Source organism: Nocardioides sp. NPDC127514, assembly GCF_040302125.1.
Taxonomy (GTDB): domain Bacteria; phylum Actinomycetota; class Actinomycetes; order Propionibacteriales; family Nocardioidaceae; genus Nocardioides.
In genome coordinates this window covers 113,865-129,352 of the sequence record NZ_JBEORF010000021.1, presented here as the reverse complement: position 1 = coordinate 129,352, position 15,488 = coordinate 113,865, and the positions used below count along the sequence as shown (strand labels likewise).

The following is a 15,488-nucleotide window of genomic DNA, read 5'->3' as shown; positions in this document are numbered from 1 at the left end:
CGGTGGTGACCACGTTCCACCCGGCGCGACCGTGGCTGATCAGGTCGAGGGAGGCGAAGCCGTCATGACGAGCCGACTCGACGCGAGATTCGGTCAGGACGAGCCGACTCGACGAGGTCAGTTGGTCGGCGGCTGGGCGCCGACGACCCACATCGCGAAGAACTGCGAGCCGCCGCCGTAGGCGTGCCCGAGTGCCCGGCGGGCGCCGTCGACCTGGTGCTCGCCGGCGCGGCCACGGACCTGCAGGGCGGCCTCGGCGAAGCGGAGCATGCCGGAGGCGCCGATGGGGTTGGAGGAGAGTACGCCGCCGCTCATGTTGACCGGCAGGCTGCCGCCGAGGGCGGTCTCGCCGGCCTCGGTGAGCTTCCAGCCCGAGCCCTCGGCGGCGAAGCCGAGGTTCTCGAGCCACATCGGCTCGAACCAGGCGAACGGCACGTAGATCTCGGCACAGTCGATCTCGCGGGCCGGGTCGGTGATCCCGGTCGCCTTCCACAGTGCCGCCGCGGCCTCGCGCCCCGCCTGCGGGTTGACCTGGTCGCGCTCGGCGGCCGAGGTGGGCTCGGAGCGCATCACGGTGCCGTGGATCCAGGCGGGTGCCTCGTACGTCTTGGCGACGTCCTCGGCGGCGATGACCATCGCGCAGGCGCCGTCCGAGGAGGGGCAGGTCTCGTCGTAGTGGATCGGGTCCCAGAGCATCTGCGAGGCCAGCACCGACTCGACCGTGGTGCCCTCGTTGTGCAGGTGCGCGTACGGGTTCTTCAGTGCGTTGTTGCGGTCCTTGGCCGCGACGATCGCGCCGATGTGCGAGGGCGCGTTGGCACGGCGGATGTAGGAGCGTACGTGCGGGGCGAAGTAGCCGCCCGCGCCGGCGTGGACCGGCATCACGAACGGGATCGGCACCGAGAGCGCCCACATCGCGTTGGACTCCGACTGCTTCTCGAAGGCGACGGTGAGGACGCGTCTGTGGACGCCGGCCTGCACCAGCGAGGAGGCGACGATCGCGGTCGATCCGCCCACCGAGCCCGCGGTGTGCACGCGCAGCAGCGGCTTTCCGGCCGCGCCCAGCGCCTCGGCGAGGTAGAGCTCGGGCATCATCACGCCCTCGAACAGGTCTGGTGCCTTGCCGATGACGATGGCGTCGACCTCGTCGAGGGTCAGGCCGGCGTCCTCGAGCGCCCGGTCCATCGCCTCACGGCACAACCCGGCCATCGAGACGTCCTCGCGCTTGGCGCGGTGGTGGGTCTGGCCGATCCCGATCACGGCGGCTGGGGTCTTGCCCATCAGTTTCGTCCTTCCATCACGCACACGAGGTTCTGCTGCAGTGCCGGACCGCTGGTCGCGTGGCCGAGCGCCTTGTCGGCCGACCCGTCCCAGATCCGCTTGGCGGCCTCCCCGATCCGGATGGCGCCGGCACTGAACATCGGGTTGGCGGCGAGCGCCCCGCCCGAAGGACTGATCTGTACGTCATCAGCCAGTCCGAGCGCCGAGCGCAGGACGAGCTCCTGGTGGCTGAACGGCGCGTGCAGCTCGGCGACCTGGACGCCCGCGGTGCCGCCCACGGCGGCTGTTGCCCGCTGAGCCGAGCCGGAGATCGTCAGGTCGCGCGTGCCGAGGTGAAGACCGTCGGAGCTGTGCGCGATGCCGGTGATCCAGGCCGGACGCTGGTTGGCGTCGTACGCCCGGTCGCCGGCGGCGAGCACGATCGCGGCGGCGCCGTCGGTCACCGGAGCGCAGTCGTGCTTGCGCAGCGGGTCGGCGAACATCGGCCGGGCGAGCAGCTCGCTCACCGAGGAGCCGCCGGCACGGACGGCGTACTCGTTCTTCTCCGCATCGGTCAGCGACCGGTTGACGACCTCGGCCAGAGCCGCCTCGTCCCAGAGCCCGGCGTCGAGCCCGAGGCGCGCCTGGAGTGCGGCCAGGGAGACGGTGTCGGGCCACAGTGGCGTCATCGTGTAGGGGTCGAGCTGCAGGGACAGCGTGCGGCGCAGGACGCCCGCCGACGCCTTGCCGAAACCGAAGACCAGCGCGGTGTCGACCTCGCCGGTCTGGATCTTGATCCAGGCCTCGTAGAGCGCCCAGGCGGCGTCCATCTCGACGTGCGACTCGTTGACCGGAGGCAGCACCCCGATCGCGTCGATCGCGCTCACGAACGAGAACGACCGGCCGGCCAGGTAGTCGGACGAGCCCGAGCACCAGAACCCGATGTCCTTCTTGGCCCATCCGGTCTGCTCGTAGCACTCGGCCAGGATCGGCACGAGCAGCTCGGCCATGCTCGGCGACCCGTCGAAGTCCTTCATCTGTCGCTGGGCGAACCCGACGACGGCAACGTCTCTCACTGAGCGCTCCTCACAGGTGGTGCTTGTAGCTGTCGAAGTCCGCGTCCGGCTCACCGGTCGGCGCGAAGTGGCTGATGTTCTCGATGCTGGTGCCCCACTCGTCACGCGGCTTCCAGACCGCCTTGACCCGCATCCCCATCCGGACCTCTTCGGCCGGGATGTCCAGGATCAGGTGCTGCAGCGCGATGTCGGCGCCGTCGAGGAGGACGTACGCGGAGACGTACGGCGGCTTGATCTTCTGTCCCAGGAACGGGACGTTGACGATGCAGAAGGTGGTCACCGTGCCGACGTGGGAGAGCTCGATCTCCTCCGCGGTCGGCACGCCGTCGGTCGGGCAGGCGCCGCGCGGTGGGACGTAGACCTTCCGGCACTTCGGGCAGCGCTGGCCCAGGATCCGGCCCTCGGCCAGGCCGCGGAAGAACGAGGACTCCTCCGGCGAGGCCGCGTAGTGGTAGTCGAGGCTGACCGGGGTCACGATCAGGCTGACGTCCTCGCCTCCGGCCTGCGCCGGGTTGCCTGCTGGGTTGCCTGCTGGGTCGCCGCCGTCGGCCTCGAAGACGAGGTCGTTGACCGAGCCGGTGCGCTCCTCGGCCCATCGGGCTCGGACCTTCATCCCGGTCTCGATGTCGTCGGGGGAGGCGACGTCGACGGCGTGCAGCCACGGGGTGTCGGCGCCGTCGATGGTGATCAGGGCGTACGCGAACGGCCTCTCGAACGGCTGGCCGACGACGGGCTCGCTGACCCAGGTCCACGAGGTGACCGTGCCGGTGTCGGGGAGCTCGACGAACTCGGTCACGGCCTGGTGCGTGACCGGGTCGTACTCAGGGGGTGGGACCGCGACTCGACCGTCGCCGAGCCGGCCGCCGACGATGGTGGTGTCTCGCAGTCCGGTGAGGAAGCGGCCGATCACCGGGCCTGTGGATCTGGTGTAGTCGAAGGCGACCGTCACGGGTGCCTGAAGGGTGCGACTCATGACAGAAAGTGAAACACGTTCTAGTATTGGCCACAACCCGTACGCCCTGCCGATCGGCGGCGGAGCCTCGGACGAAGGAGTCGATGAGAGTGAAGTTGGGGCTACAGCTGGGCTACTGGGGAGCACAGCCACCGACCGGTGTCGGCGAGCTCGTCGCCGCCGCGGAGGAGGCCGGGTTCGACGCGATCTTCACCGCCGAGGCGTGGGGGAGTGATGCCCTGACGCCGCTGGCCTGGTGGGGCCGGGAGACCTCTCGGGTCCGTCTCGGCACCTCGATCGTGCAGATGTCCGGGCGTACGCCGACGTCGATCGCGATGCATGCGCTGACCCTCGACCATCTCTCCGGAGGACGGTTCATCCTGGGACTCGGCGTGAGCGGTCCGCAGGTGGTCGAGGGGTGGTATGGCCAGCCGTTCGGCAAGCCGCTGGCCCGCACCCGCGAGGTCGTCTCGATCATCCGCAAGGTGCTCGCGAGGGAGGCGCCGGTGACCAACGACGGGCCGCACTACCCGCTTCCCTTCACGGGCGAGGGGTCGGTCGGTCTCGGCAAGCCGCTCAAGCCGATCGTGCACCCGCTGCGGGCCGACATCCCGATCTGGCTCGGTGCCGAAGGCCCCAAGAACGTCGCCCAGACGGCCGAGATCGCCGACGGCTGGATCCCGATCTTCTACACCCCCAGATCCGCCCCGATGTACGCCGACTGGCTGGCCGAGGGCTTCGCACGACCCGGGGCGCGGCGTACCGCCGACGACTTCGAGATCGCCGCGACCTGCCATCTCCAGGTCGTCGCCAACGCGGACGAGAAGCAGGCGGCGCTCGAGGCGATGAAGCCGTTCGCGGCCCTCTACATGGGCGGGATGGGTGCCAAGGAGCAGAACTTCCACAACCAGGTCTTCGAGCGGATGGGTTACGCCGAGCTCGCCGGGCAGGTCCAGGCGCTCTACCTGACCGGTGAGAAGGAGAAGGCCACCGCGCTCATCCCCGACGAGCTCGTCGACGACCTGCACATCATCGGCACCGAGGCGGAGGTACGCGACAAGGTGGCCCAGTGGGAGGAGACCGGTGTGACCACGCTGCTGCTGAGCCTCGGCTCGGCCGCCGACGTCCACCGCATCGCCGAGGTGCTCGGGTGACGGCTGTCTACGCCGTCACCGGCTCGGCCTCGGGCATGGGAGCCGCGGTGGTCGAGCGACTCCTCGCCGCCGGACACCGGGTCGTGACCGTCGACATCGCGGAGGCGGATGTGGTCGCCGACCTGTCGACGCCGCAGGGTCGCCGCGACGCGACCGAGAAGGTGCTCGCCGCCTGTGGCGGCCGGCTCGACGGCGCGGTCCTCGCGGCCGGGCTCGGGCCGGCGCCGGGGCGCGAAAGGCCCGCCCTGATCACGCAGGTCAACTACCTCGGTGTCGTCGAGCTTCTCGAGGGCTGGCGCGAGGCGCTCGCCGCGACCGGGAACGCCAAGGTCGTGGTCTTCTCCAGCAACTCGACCACGACCATGCCGCTGATCCCGGCGCGGGCGGTCGCGGCGCTGCTCGAGGGCGACGCGGAGCGGGCGCTGAAGGCGTATCGGATCTTCGGGAAGGGGGCGCCGGCGATGGCCTATGGCGCCTCGAAGGTCGCGGTCACTCGCTGGGTGCGGCGGCGCGCGGTCGAGCCGGAATGGGTACGGGCCGGGATCCGGCTCAACGCGATCGCGCCGGGCGCGGTGCTGACGCCGCTGCTGGAGAAGCAGCTCGCGACGCCGGGGGAGGCGAAGGCGATCCGGTCCTTCCCGGTCCCGGCCGGCGGCTACGGAGACCCCGGATTGCTCGCCGACTGGGTGATCCACATGCTCGGCCCCGCCGCGGACTTCATGGTCGGCAGCGTCGTCGTGGTCGACGGCGGCACCGACGCCTGGTTCCGGGCCGACGACTGGCCGCGGCCGGTGCCGGGCCGGCGGTTGCGGGGCTATCTGCGCAGGATGCGTGAATTCAGGAAGGTACGCGCGTGACCGACTCCACGACCGACCCGCTCGCGCCGGCGACGCTGGGCCCGGTGACCCTGCGCAACCGGGTGATCAAGGCGGCGACCTTCGAGGGCGCCTCGCCCGGGGCGCTCGTCTCGGACCGGCTGATCGACTACCACCTCGCCGTCGCCGAGGGCGGCGTCGGGATGACCACGGTCGCCTATCTCGCGGTGGCCCCGGAGGGACGTACGCACGCCGACTGCATCTACTGGCGCCCGGAGGCACTGGCCGGGCTGCGGCGGCTGACCGATGAGGTCCACACGACCGGCGCCAAGATCTCGGCCCAGATCGGTCACGCCGGCCCGGTGGCCAACGCCAAGTCCAACGGGGTGCCGTCGCTGGCGCCGACGCGCTCGTTCAACGCGCTGGGGATGGCGTTCAACCGCGCCGCGACCGCGGCGGACTTCGCCCGGGTCGTCGAGCAGCACGGCGCCGCGGCCCGGATGGCGGTCGAAGCCGGGTTCGACGCGATCGAGGTGCACCTGGGCCACAACTACCTGCCCAGCTCGTTCCTCAGTCCGCGCCTCAACTCGCGTACCGACGAGTTCGGCGGGTCCTTGGCCAACCGAGCCTCGTTCCCGCGCCAGATCGTGGCTGCGGTGCGGGAGGCAGTGGGCGGCCAGGTCGCCGTGCTCGCCAAGATGAACATGCGCGACGGCTACCGCGGTGGGTTCGACCTGCCCGAGTCGGTGGAGTTCGCGCGCCTGCTCGAGTCCGACGGTCACCTCGACGCGCTCGAGCTCACCGGCGGCTCATCGTTCATGAACCCGATGTATCTCTTCCGCGGCGACGCTCCCTACCGCGAGATGGCCGCCAACATGCCGCTGCACCCGGTGATCAGGATGGGCATGCGGATGGTGGGCAAGGGCTTCTTCAAGGAGTACCCCTACAAGCCGCTCTACTTCCTCGACAACGCCCGCGAGTTCCGCCGCGCGCTCACGATGCCGCTCGTGCTCCTCGGCGGGGTGACCGATCTGACCGGGATGCGGACCGCGATGGACGAGGGCTTCGAGTACGTCGCGATGGCCCGCGCGCTGCTTCGCGAGCCGGACCTGGTCAACCGCCTCCGGGCGGACCCCTCGACAGTGTCGCGATGCACCCACTGCAACCTGTGCATGTCGACGATCTACCCGGGGACCCATTGCCATCTCGACGACGAGCACGTCTACGGTGAGGCTCACCCGATCTTGGCCGAAGCCTCCTCGGCCGACAGACCTGAGACGAGAAGCTAGATGTCCTCCATGCACTACGGACGTGCCCACCACCCGAAGGCTCCTGCCGGATACGTCCATGACGACATGACCGACGCCGAGATCAAGGAGCGGGAGGCCAGCCTGGTCCCGCTGACGGACTCGGTGCGCCGGCTCGTCGACGCCGTCGTGCGCACCCAGGTCTCGGACTCGGTCCTCGATGACGTACGTGGCCGGGTCGAGGCGCTGGCCGATGAGCTGCTCGCCGAGGCACTGCCCGGTCCGCACGGGGTCCGGTTCGGGGCGGACGGCGGCTTCCGCAACTACGGCAACCCGGTGGTCGGGAAGGGGAACGCCTTCGCCCCGCCGCTGGCGGTGCAGCGCGACGGCGAGGACGTCTGGGCCGACTTCACGCTCGGGCCCGCCTATGAGGGCCCGCCGGGGCTGGTCCACGGCGGTGTCTCGGCGCTGATTCTCGACCAGCTGCTCGGCGAGGCCGCCTCGGCGGGCGGTCGCCCCGGGATGACCGGCACCCTGACGATCGTCTACAAGCAGGGGACCCCGCTGGGGCCGCTGCGCGGTGAGGCGCGGATCGCGTCGACGGAAGGCGTGAAGGCGGTCGTACGCGGCCGGCTGCTGACCCGGCCGACCGACGGCTCCGAACCGGTGGTGTGCGTCGAGGCCGAGGGCATCTTCATTCTCCCGCGCTGGGCACGCGAGGCGATGGCCGCCGCCGACCGGGATCACGTCGGCGACGCCTGAACCGGCTCCCGCCCAGCCGTCTTCGTCAGGTCTAGAACACGTTCTAGTTTCGCGGTAAGGTGCGGGCATGGATACCAGCCGCATCGGTCCCCACAACGGTCATCTGATGGTCTCGGCGCTGGAGCGCCACAAGAACCGTCCGATCATTCATCTCGGAGAAGTGAGTCTCACCGGGGCGGAGGTGGCGGCGCGGATCAGTCAGTACGTCCAGGCCTTCGAGGCGCTCGGTGCCGGCACCGGCTCGGCGACCGCGCTGCTCGCGCTCAACCGCCCCGAGGTGCTCTTCATCCTCGGCGCCGGCCAGACCCAGGGATTCCAGCGCACGGCGCTGCACCCGCTGGGCAGCGCGGAGGACCAGGCGTACGTCATCAACGATGCCGGCATCACCGGTCTGATCATCGACCCCTACTTCGCCGATCGCGCCGTCGAGCTGCTGGAGATGTGCCCGGGGCTGAAGCGGGTGCTGACCATCGGGCCGGTCCCGCCGCAACTGGCGGACGTCGGCGTCGATCTCGTCGCCGCTGCGGAGACCTATCCGGTCGAGCCGCTCGCCGCGAGACTGCTCCCGCCCGACCACGTCACCTCGATCACCTACACCGGTGGCACGACCGGGAAGCCCAAGGGAGTGATCGGGCTGTCCGGGTCGTTCGCGACGATGACCCAGGTGCAGCTCTCGGAGTGGGAGTGGCCCGAGGCGCCCCGGTTCCTGATGTGCACCCCGCTCTCGCACGCCGGCGCGGCCTTCTTCGTGCCCGTCGTGATCAAGGGCGGCACCCTGTTCGTGATGCCGAGGTTCGACCCGGCCGCCGTCCTGGAGACCATCGAGCGCGAGCGGATCTCCTCGCTGATGGTGGTCCCGACGATGCTCTACGCACTCCTCGACCACCCCGACTCCCGCACCCGCGACCTCTCCTCGCTCGAGACCGTCTACTACGGCGCCTCCGCGATCAACCCGGTGCGCCTGGCCGAGGCGATCGAGCGGTTCGGGCCGATCTTCGCGCAGTACTACGGCCAGTCCGAGGCGCCGATGGCGATCACCTACTTCGCCAAGGGCGACCATGTCGACGCCGACGGGAAGCCGCTCACTCATCGGCTCACCTCGTGCGGTCGGCCGTCCGCGCTGGTCCGTACCGCCCTGATCGGTGCCGACGGCCAGCCGGTCGCGCCCGGCGAACCCGGCGAGATCTGCGTCGCCGGACCGCTGCTCTCCGGTGGCTACTGGCAGCTGCCCGAGGTCACCGCCGAGACCTTCCGCGACGGCTGGATGCACACCGGCGACGTCGCGCGGGAGGACGAGGACGGCTTCTGGTACATCGTCGACCGCACCAAGGACATGATCGTCACCGGCGGCTTCAACGTCTTCCCCCGTGAGGTCGAGGACGTCATCGCGACCCATCCCGCGGTCGCCCAGGTCGCCGTCATCGGCACCCCGCACGAGAAGTTCGGCGAGGCCGTCACCGCCGTGGTCGTCCCTCGCCCCGACGCCGTGCTCTCGGACGAGGTCGTCGCCGAGATCCAGGCCCTGGTCAAGGAGCGGAAGGGCTCCGTCCACGCGCCGAAGTCGGTCATCGAGATCGACGCGATCCCGATGACCGCCCTCGGCAAGCCGGACAAGAAGGCCCTCCGTGCCCGCTTCTCGAAGTGACGTGCGTCAGGGGTAGCGGATCGCGTACCGAAGGTGGGTCACCCCGCGCCCCTCGAGGCGTCGGGTGAGCTCGAGCTCGACGGGCCCGACGCCGTCGTCGGGGAAGAGTCGTCTCCCGGCACCGAGAAGAACAGGCACGAGGTGGATTTCGATCTCGTCGAGCTGGTGCGCGGCGAGGAGCGCCTGAGCAAGGCCGGCGCCGTGCGCCATGACGACCTTGTCGCCGGACGCCTGCCGGGCCTCGTTGGCGCACCGGTCGACGTCCGTGAAGTAGCGGGCACTGCCTGGCGGGACGTCGTCGGGGTGGTGGGTGAGCACGTGGATCGGGACGCCGTCGTGGTGGTCGCCGCCCCAGCGGTCGGCCAGCTCATACGTACGCCGCCCGGAGATCAGCGCCCCCGTGGCGAGGTACTCGCGGTAGACGTCGCCGTTCACGCCGGCGCCGTGACGGTCGTCGAGCCAGTCGAAGACCCGCCCACCTCCCCGACCGAGCCCTTGGCCATGGCGGTCGTCCGGGCCGGTGACGAAGCCGTCGAGGGTCATGGACATCGACAGGCGGACGGGGGTGCGAGAGGTACGTGAGGTGGCGGACATGGTTCCTCCTGTTGGTGGTGCGCCGCGGAGGGCGGCGCTCACCAGGACCACGATCGGAATCCGGCCGATCCGACACGACAGGCTCGGCGGTCCCACTACGCTGGCTCCGATGTCAGGCGCGACGGCAACGGGCTATGGGGTCGTCACCAAGACCCTGCACTGGCTGACCGTCGCCGCCTTCGTGCTGCAGTTCGTGGTCGGCTATGCCATGTCGACGGAGGCCGACTGCGACCCGCCGGCGGAGGACCGCAGTGGCGGTGACACCTCCGACGCGGAGGACGAGCGAATCGACCGCATCGAGGAGGCCTGCGAGGCTCGACTCGGCGACGAGGGCACGCTCGAGACTGCGTGGTCCGACCTGTGGGGTGGCGGCATCGGTGTGGACGGCATCAGCCTCCCCGAGCTGCACATCCTGCTCGGCCTGGCCATCCTGCTCCTCGGCGGCGTCCGGGTCGCCTGGCGCATGATCGCACCGCTACCACCGTGGGCCCCGCGGCTCACCGCGGGCGACCGGCGGCTGGCCCATGTCACCGAGCGTGCGCTGCTCTCCCTGATGTTCGTCGTCCCGATGACCGGCCTCGCGCTGGTGGCGGTATCCGACGACCTGGTCGCGCTGCACATCGCCGCCCACATCGCGTTCTTCGTCGCGCTCGGCGCACATCTGCTGCTGGTGCTGCGGCGTGGGCTGCTGCCGCGGATGCTGCCAGGGGCTGCGTACGTCAGGAAGGGCCGGGCCTGACGGGGTCTCAGCGTCCCTTGAACTCGGGCTTGCGCTTCTCCAGGAAGGCCTTGGGCCCCTCCTTGGCGTCCTCGGAGGCGAAGACCGCGGCGCCGACCTTGGCGTCGTCGGCCCAGGCCTCCTCCTCGTGCTTGCCCTCGGACTCGCGCATGGTGCGGAGGATCGCCTGGACGGCCAGGGGTCCGTTGGCGGCGATCATGTCGGCGAGCTCGTGGGCCTTCTCGAGCGCGGTGCCGTCGGGGACGACGTGGCCGATGAGGCCGAGCTCCTTGGCCTCGGGGGCGAGCAGCGTACGTCCGGTCAGGAGCAGCTCGGCGGCGACGGTGTAGGGGATCTGGCGGGGGAGGCGGACCGCGGAGCCGCCCATCGGGTAGAGCGACCAGCGGGCCTCGGCGACGCCGAACTTGGCCGACTCGCCGGCGACGCGGATGTCGGTGCCCTGCAGGATCTCGGTGCCGCCGGCGATGGCGGGGCCCTCGACGGCCGCGATGAGCGGCTTGGTGAGGCGGAAGCCCTTGAGCAGACCCTTGATCACCGACGGGTCGAAGCCCTCCGCGAACGACTCCGAGGGCGGCTTCTCGTCCGCCTTCTTCAGATCCATCCCGGCACAGAAGTAGCCACCCGCGCCGGTCAGGATGCAGACCCGGATCTCGGGGTCCGAGTTCACCCGGTCCCAGGCGTCCTCCATGATCCGCAGCATCTCGGAGGAGAGGGCGTTGCGGCGCTCGGGACGGTTCATCGTGACGATGAGCTTGTGGCCGTCCTGCTCGACGATCGCGTGGGGCCCGGAGTGGGTCTCAGCAGAAGATTCTGTGATCGGCATAACATCAGACCCTAGCGGAAAACTGAAACGTGTTCTAGTCTCGCAGTCATGGCGCTGAACCTTGCTGACCTCTTCGAACACGCCGTCGACGCCGCGCCCGAGAAGGTGTCGGTCCAAGTCGGCGACCGCAAAGTGACTTACGCAGAGCTCGAGCGTGAGTCCAACAAGCTGGCCCACTACCTGGCCGGCCAGGGGATCGGGAAGGGCGATCACGTCGGGCTCTACTCCAAGAACTCCGTTGAGCACGTCATCGCCCTGCTCGCGATCCTCAAGATCCGTGCCGTCGCGATCAACGTGAACTATCGCTACGTCGCCGGCGAGCTGGAGTACCTCTTCGACAACGCCGACCTCAAGGCCCTGGTGCACGACCGCGTCTACGCGCCGCTGGTCGCCGAGGTCTCCCCGAAGCTGGAGGGGCTGAAGACGTTCGTCGCCGTCCCCAACCCGCTCGAGCCCCACGACGAGTCCGACCTGAGCCCGTTCGGCGGCGTCACGCTCGAGGAGGCCCAGGCCGGGCAGTCCGACGCGCGCGACTTCGGTGAGCGCAGCCCCGACGACATCCACGTCATCTACACCGGCGGCACCACCGGCTTTCCCAAGGGCGTGATGTGGCGTCACGAGGACTTCTGGCGCGTGCTCGGCGGCGGCATCGACTTCATGACGGGCGTGCCGCTGGAGGAGTACGACCAGTCCAAGCAGGCCGCCGGCGGCGGACTCATCACCCTGCCGCTCAGCCCGCTGATGCACGGCGGTGCCCAGGCGAGCCTGCTGATGCACCTCTTCGCCGGCCAGGTGACGATCCTCGAGCCCAAGTTCGACCCGGTACGCACCTGGGAGATCGTCGACCGCGAGAAGGTCCAGATGATGTTCATGACCGGTGACGCGATGGCGGTGCCGCTCATCGACGCGTACGAGGCCGGTCCCGGCAACGGGCAGAGCTTCGACGGCCAGTCGCTGTTCGCCATCGCCTCCTCGGCCGCGATCTTCTCCAAGTCGGTCAAGGAACGCTGGATGCGGGCCTTCCCGAACGCGGTCTTCACCGACTCGATCGGCTCGACCGAGACCGGCTTCCAGGGCACCGGGCTGCAGGACGCCTCCGCGCTCTCGACCGACGGCCCTGTCGTCACCGCGGGTGCCCACACCGCCGTGATCGGCGACGACGGCCACCCGCTCGACCTCGCCACCGACGTCGGCAAGATCGGCCGCACCGCTCGCAAGGGCCACGTGCCGGTCGGCTACTACAAGGACCCCGAGAAGTCGGCGAAGACCTTCGTCGAGATCGACGGCACCCGCTACGCGATCCCCGGCGACTACGCCCGGATCGAGACCGACAACCGCCTCACCCTCCTCGGGCGAGGCTCCAACTGCATCAACACCGGCGGCGAGAAGGTCTACCCGGAGGAGGTCGAGGCCGCCATCAAGGCCCACCCCGACGTCTACGACACCCTCGTCGTCGGGATCCCGGACGAGCGCTACGGCCAGGCCGTCGCCGCGGTCGTCCAGCCACGACCGGGGGCGACCATCGAGCTGGAGGGGCTGCGTACGTTCCTGCGGGCTCACCTGTCCGGCTACAAGCTGCCGCGTGCCCTGACCATCGTCGACGAGGTGCCCCGCAACGCCACGGGCAAGGCCCAGTACCCCAAGGCCAAGGAGATCGCCCTGGCCACCCAAGCGACCGCAGCAGAGCAGGACCCCGAAGGAGCAAAGGCATGATCCGTACGGCACTGTGCGAGGCGTTCGGGATCGACTACCCGATCTTCGCCTTCACCCCCTCGGAGCACGTGGCCGCGGAGGTCTCCAAGGCCGGCGGGCTGGGCGTGCTGGGCTGCGTACGCTTCAACGACGCCGAGGAGCTCGACCGCACCCTGACGTGGATGGACGAGAACACCGACGGAAAGCCCTACGGCGTCGACGTGGTCATGCCGATGAAGGTGCCGACCGAAGGCACCTCGACCGACCTGTCCGCCTACATCCCGGCGGAGCACACCGAGTGGGTCGACAAGACGCTGCTCTCCCTGGGCGTACCGCCGCTGCCGGAGGGGGAGGGGCGCGAGGGTGTGCTCGGCTGGCTGCACTCGACCGCGCGCTCGCACGTCGACGTCGCGCTGCAGCACCGGCCGGTGCTGATCGCCAACGCGCTCGGCACCCCGCCCAACGACGTGATCGAGAAGGCCCACGAACACGGCGTGAAGGTGGCCGCCCTCGCGGGAGCCCCGAAGCACGCGGTCTCGCACGTCTCGAACGGCGTCGACATCATCGTCGCCCAGGGCTACGAGGCCGGCGGGCACACCGGGGAGATCGCCTCGATGGTGCTCCAGCCCGACATCGTCGACGCGGTCGGGCCGGACGTACCGGTACTGGGTGCCGGCGGGATCGGCTCGGGCCGTCAGATCGCCGCCTCGCTGGCGCTCGGTGCGCAGGGCGTCTGGACGGGCTCCATCTGGCTCGGGACGAGCGAGTACCGCAACCTCAACACCCACGCCGGCTGGGAGAGTGCGTTCACCCGCGCCACCTCCGCCGACACCCGCCGGATGCGGATCTACACCGGCAAGCCCGCCCGGTTGCTGAAGTCGAAGTGGACCGATGCCTGGGAGGCCGAGGGCTCGCCGGCGCCGCTGCCGATGCCGCTGCAGAACCTGCTCGTCTCCGACGCCCACAACCGGATCAACGCCGCGGGGGATCCCGACGTCGTCGCGATGCCGGTCGGACAGATCGTCGGCCGGATGAACGAGGTACGCCCCGTCGCCGCCGTCATGGCCGACCTCATCGCCGAGTTCGAGGCCACCGTCAAGCGCCTGGACGCGATCGCCGAGGGATAGTCCGAAGCACCACGAAGGCGCCGGCTCGTCGACCGAGCCGGCGCCTTTCTCACGCCCTGACTCCGCCGCGCCTTACCTCAGCGCGCTATCGCACACCCTGGTCGCCGGCCCCGCTACCGCACACCACGACCCCGCCGCAGAGGCGGGCGAGGCACTGACAGGATGGACGCGTGACGATCTCGAGCTACGTACGTGACGGACTCACCTTCGACGTGATCGACTCGGGCCCGGCCGACGGCGACCCGGTCGTGCTCCTGCACGGTTTCCCGGAGCGGGCGACCTGCTGGCGCGAGGTGTCCTCGATCCTGCACGAGGCCGGCTTCCGCACCATCGCCCCGGACCAGCGCGGCTACTCGCCGGGTGCCCGGCCGCGTACGCGTCTCGGCTACGGCGCCGGCCAGCTGGTCGAGGACGTGGTGGCGCTCATCGACGAGATCGGCCGGCCGGTGCACCTGGCCGGTCACGACTGGGGGAGTGCGGTCGGTTGGGGAGTGGCGGCCAAGCGGCCCGACCTGGTCCGGAGCTGGACCGCGATGTCGGTGCCGCACCCGGTCCCGTTCGCCCGGTCGATGAAGGGGCCGCAGCGGCGCAAGTCGGTCTACATCGCACTCTTCAACATCCCGCTGCTTCCCGAGCTGGTCTCCGGGCGAGACGGCCGGATGGAGCGGATGATGCGGGGGAGTGGCTGGAACGACGAAGACGTCGAGCGCTTCCGCGAGGAGATCGTCGACTACGGCGCGCTGCCCGGTGGTCTGGGCTGGTATCGCGCCCTGCCCCTGGCCCCGCGCATCGGCCGCGTCTCGGTACCGACGACGATGCTCTGGAGCGACGGCGACGTCGCGATCGGCCGGACCGCCCTGGAGGGCAACGAGGACACCGTCACCGGTCCCTACGAGTTCATCGAGCTGACCGGGGTCAGCCACTGGATCCCCACCAAGGCGCCACGTGCGGCCGCCGACGCGATCCTCTCGACCATCGCCAGGGCGGATCAGTCGTGAGTCGAGGCCCAGGCTGAGCGTCGGGTGCGCGGACTCAGTCGTCCCCGGCCCCGCCGACGGTCGGAGAGCTCGACCGGGGCGTGGTGTCACGAGCTGTGATCGCGTCCCGGACACCGCGGATCGCTGTGCGGATCATGTCGCCGTACGACCCTGGCGGCAGTGCCGCCACGCGCTCCTCCGCCTCGCCGATCTGCTCGGCGGCCGTCTCGAAGGAGCCGAGGCGACGAAGATTGTCGGCGAGGTTGAGGTGCAGGCTCGGATAGAAGCCGGCGACCTCGAGGCCCGCATGGTGCTCACCGGCCCGATCGTCGGTGAGTGCGCGGGCGGCGTCGAGGGCGCGTACGTCCCAGATGAGTGCCTCGGCCGGATCGGGATACAGATCGGCGAGATAGTGGGCGAGCGTGCACCGGTGAAGCGGGTCGCCCAGCACTCCGAGGTCATCCCAGACGGCGAGCAGCTCCTGTCGTGCTCTGGCGGTCTCGCCTTGGTGGCCGAGGGTCACGGCGGCGGTGATGGCGTCCATGGTCGGATCAGCTGCAGGGGTCGCGGTCATGCGCCGATGCTGAGGCTTCGCCCGACCTGAAGGTCAAGAGTTGAGTACGCG

Annotated in this window: 15 protein-coding genes; 9 read left to right on the top strand and 6 right to left on the bottom strand. The window is 70.1% G+C overall.

Translation table 11 applies throughout. The features are described from left to right. Nucleotides 1–117 precede the first annotated feature (117 nt). Genes ABTX24_RS17940 through ABTX24_RS17930 form a run of 3 tightly spaced genes read right to left on the bottom strand, consistent with a single transcriptional unit; the run spans nt 118 to nt 3,309 of the window. Nucleotides 118–1,281 carry a thiolase family protein gene (locus tag ABTX24_RS17940; RefSeq protein ID WP_350841445.1) on the bottom strand — a complete coding sequence of 388 codons (1,164 nt, stop codon included), beginning with the start codon at nt 1,279–1,281 and terminating at the stop codon, nt 118–120. After that, nucleotides 1,281–2,336: a thiolase family protein gene (locus ABTX24_RS17935; RefSeq protein WP_350841443.1), complete on the bottom strand. Its 1,056-nt coding sequence runs from the start codon at nt 2,334–2,336 to the stop codon at nt 1,281–1,283. Before ABTX24_RS17935 ends, ABTX24_RS17940 begins: the two co-directional genes overlap by 1 nt. A 10-nt stretch (nt 2,337–2,346) precedes the next feature. Further along, on the bottom strand, nt 2,347–3,309 hold the full coding sequence (locus ABTX24_RS17930) for a Zn-ribbon domain-containing OB-fold protein (RefSeq protein ID WP_350841441.1): 963 nt from the start codon (nt 3,307–3,309) through the stop codon (nt 2,347–2,349). A gap of 83 nt (nt 3,310–3,392) precedes the next feature. Between ABTX24_RS17930 and ABTX24_RS17925 the strand changes: the two genes are divergently transcribed. The 5 genes from ABTX24_RS17925 (at nt 3,393) to fadD8 (ending at nt 8,911) form a co-directional block, all read left to right on the top strand. Further along, nucleotides 3,393–4,442, top strand: a complete 1,050-nt coding sequence (locus ABTX24_RS17925; RefSeq protein WP_350841439.1) for an LLM class F420-dependent oxidoreductase — start codon at nt 3,393–3,395, stop codon at nt 4,440–4,442. Beyond that, nucleotides 4,439–5,299: an SDR family oxidoreductase gene (locus ABTX24_RS17920; protein ID WP_350841437.1), complete on the top strand. Its 861-nt coding sequence runs from the start codon at nt 4,439–4,441 to the stop codon at nt 5,297–5,299. The genes ABTX24_RS17925 and ABTX24_RS17920 overlap by 4 nt, the downstream gene beginning before the upstream one ends. After that, nucleotides 5,296–6,546, top strand: a complete 1,251-nt coding sequence (locus tag ABTX24_RS17915) for an NADH:flavin oxidoreductase (protein WP_350841435.1) — start codon at nt 5,296–5,298, stop codon at nt 6,544–6,546. The genes ABTX24_RS17920 and ABTX24_RS17915 overlap by 4 nt, the downstream gene beginning before the upstream one ends. After that, nucleotides 6,547–7,266: a PaaI family thioesterase gene (locus ABTX24_RS17910; RefSeq protein ID WP_350841433.1), complete on the top strand. Its 720-nt coding sequence runs from the start codon at nt 6,547–6,549 to the stop codon at nt 7,264–7,266. Nucleotides 7,267–7,333: 67 nt separating this feature from the next. After that, a complete protein-coding gene (fadD8, locus tag ABTX24_RS17905) occupies nt 7,334–8,911 on the top strand; it encodes a fatty-acid--CoA ligase FadD8 (RefSeq protein ID WP_350841431.1) in 1,578 nt (525 codons plus the stop codon). Between the two features lie 6 nt (nt 8,912–8,917). Here the strand turns inward: fadD8 and ABTX24_RS17900 are convergent, their stop codons facing one another. Beyond that, nucleotides 8,918–9,505, bottom strand: a complete 588-nt coding sequence (locus ABTX24_RS17900; protein WP_350841430.1) for a dihydrofolate reductase family protein — start codon at nt 9,503–9,505, stop codon at nt 8,918–8,920. 109 nt (nt 9,506–9,614) lie between these two features. Between ABTX24_RS17900 and ABTX24_RS17895 the strand changes: the two genes are divergently transcribed. Next, nucleotides 9,615–10,244: a cytochrome b/b6 domain-containing protein gene (locus tag ABTX24_RS17895; RefSeq protein ID WP_350841428.1), complete on the top strand. Its 630-nt coding sequence runs from the start codon at nt 9,615–9,617 to the stop codon at nt 10,242–10,244. Between the two features lie 7 nt (nt 10,245–10,251). Here the strand turns inward: ABTX24_RS17895 and ABTX24_RS17890 are convergent, their stop codons facing one another. Next, a complete protein-coding gene (locus ABTX24_RS17890; RefSeq protein WP_160023335.1) occupies nt 10,252–11,067 on the bottom strand; it encodes a crotonase/enoyl-CoA hydratase family protein in 816 nt (271 codons plus the stop codon). Nucleotides 11,068–11,115: 48 nt separating this feature from the next. Here ABTX24_RS17890 and ABTX24_RS17885 point away from each other — a divergent pair, with 48 nt between their 5' ends. The 3 genes from ABTX24_RS17885 to ABTX24_RS17875 all read left to right on the top strand — a co-directional run bounded on the left by ABTX24_RS17885 (nt 11,116) and on the right by ABTX24_RS17875 (nt 14,884). Beyond that, nucleotides 11,116–12,780: an acyl-CoA synthetase gene (locus ABTX24_RS17885; RefSeq protein WP_350841425.1), complete on the top strand. Its 1,665-nt coding sequence runs from the start codon at nt 11,116–11,118 to the stop codon at nt 12,778–12,780. Then, complete coding sequence (locus ABTX24_RS17880) at nt 12,777–13,886, top strand: NAD(P)H-dependent flavin oxidoreductase (protein ID WP_218131216.1); 1,110 nt, start codon at nt 12,777–12,779, stop codon at nt 13,884–13,886. Before ABTX24_RS17885 ends, ABTX24_RS17880 begins: the two co-directional genes overlap by 4 nt. A 170-nt stretch (nt 13,887–14,056) precedes the next feature. After that, entirely contained in the window at nt 14,057–14,884 is an 828-nt protein-coding gene (locus ABTX24_RS17875; protein ID WP_350841423.1) for an alpha/beta fold hydrolase, read from the top strand. 34 nt (nt 14,885–14,918) lie between these two features. Here the strand turns inward: ABTX24_RS17875 and ABTX24_RS17870 are convergent, their stop codons facing one another. Beyond that, entirely contained in the window at nt 14,919–15,437 is a 519-nt protein-coding gene (locus tag ABTX24_RS17870) for a hypothetical protein (protein ID WP_350841421.1), read from the bottom strand. Nucleotides 15,438–15,488: the final 51 nt, after the last annotated feature.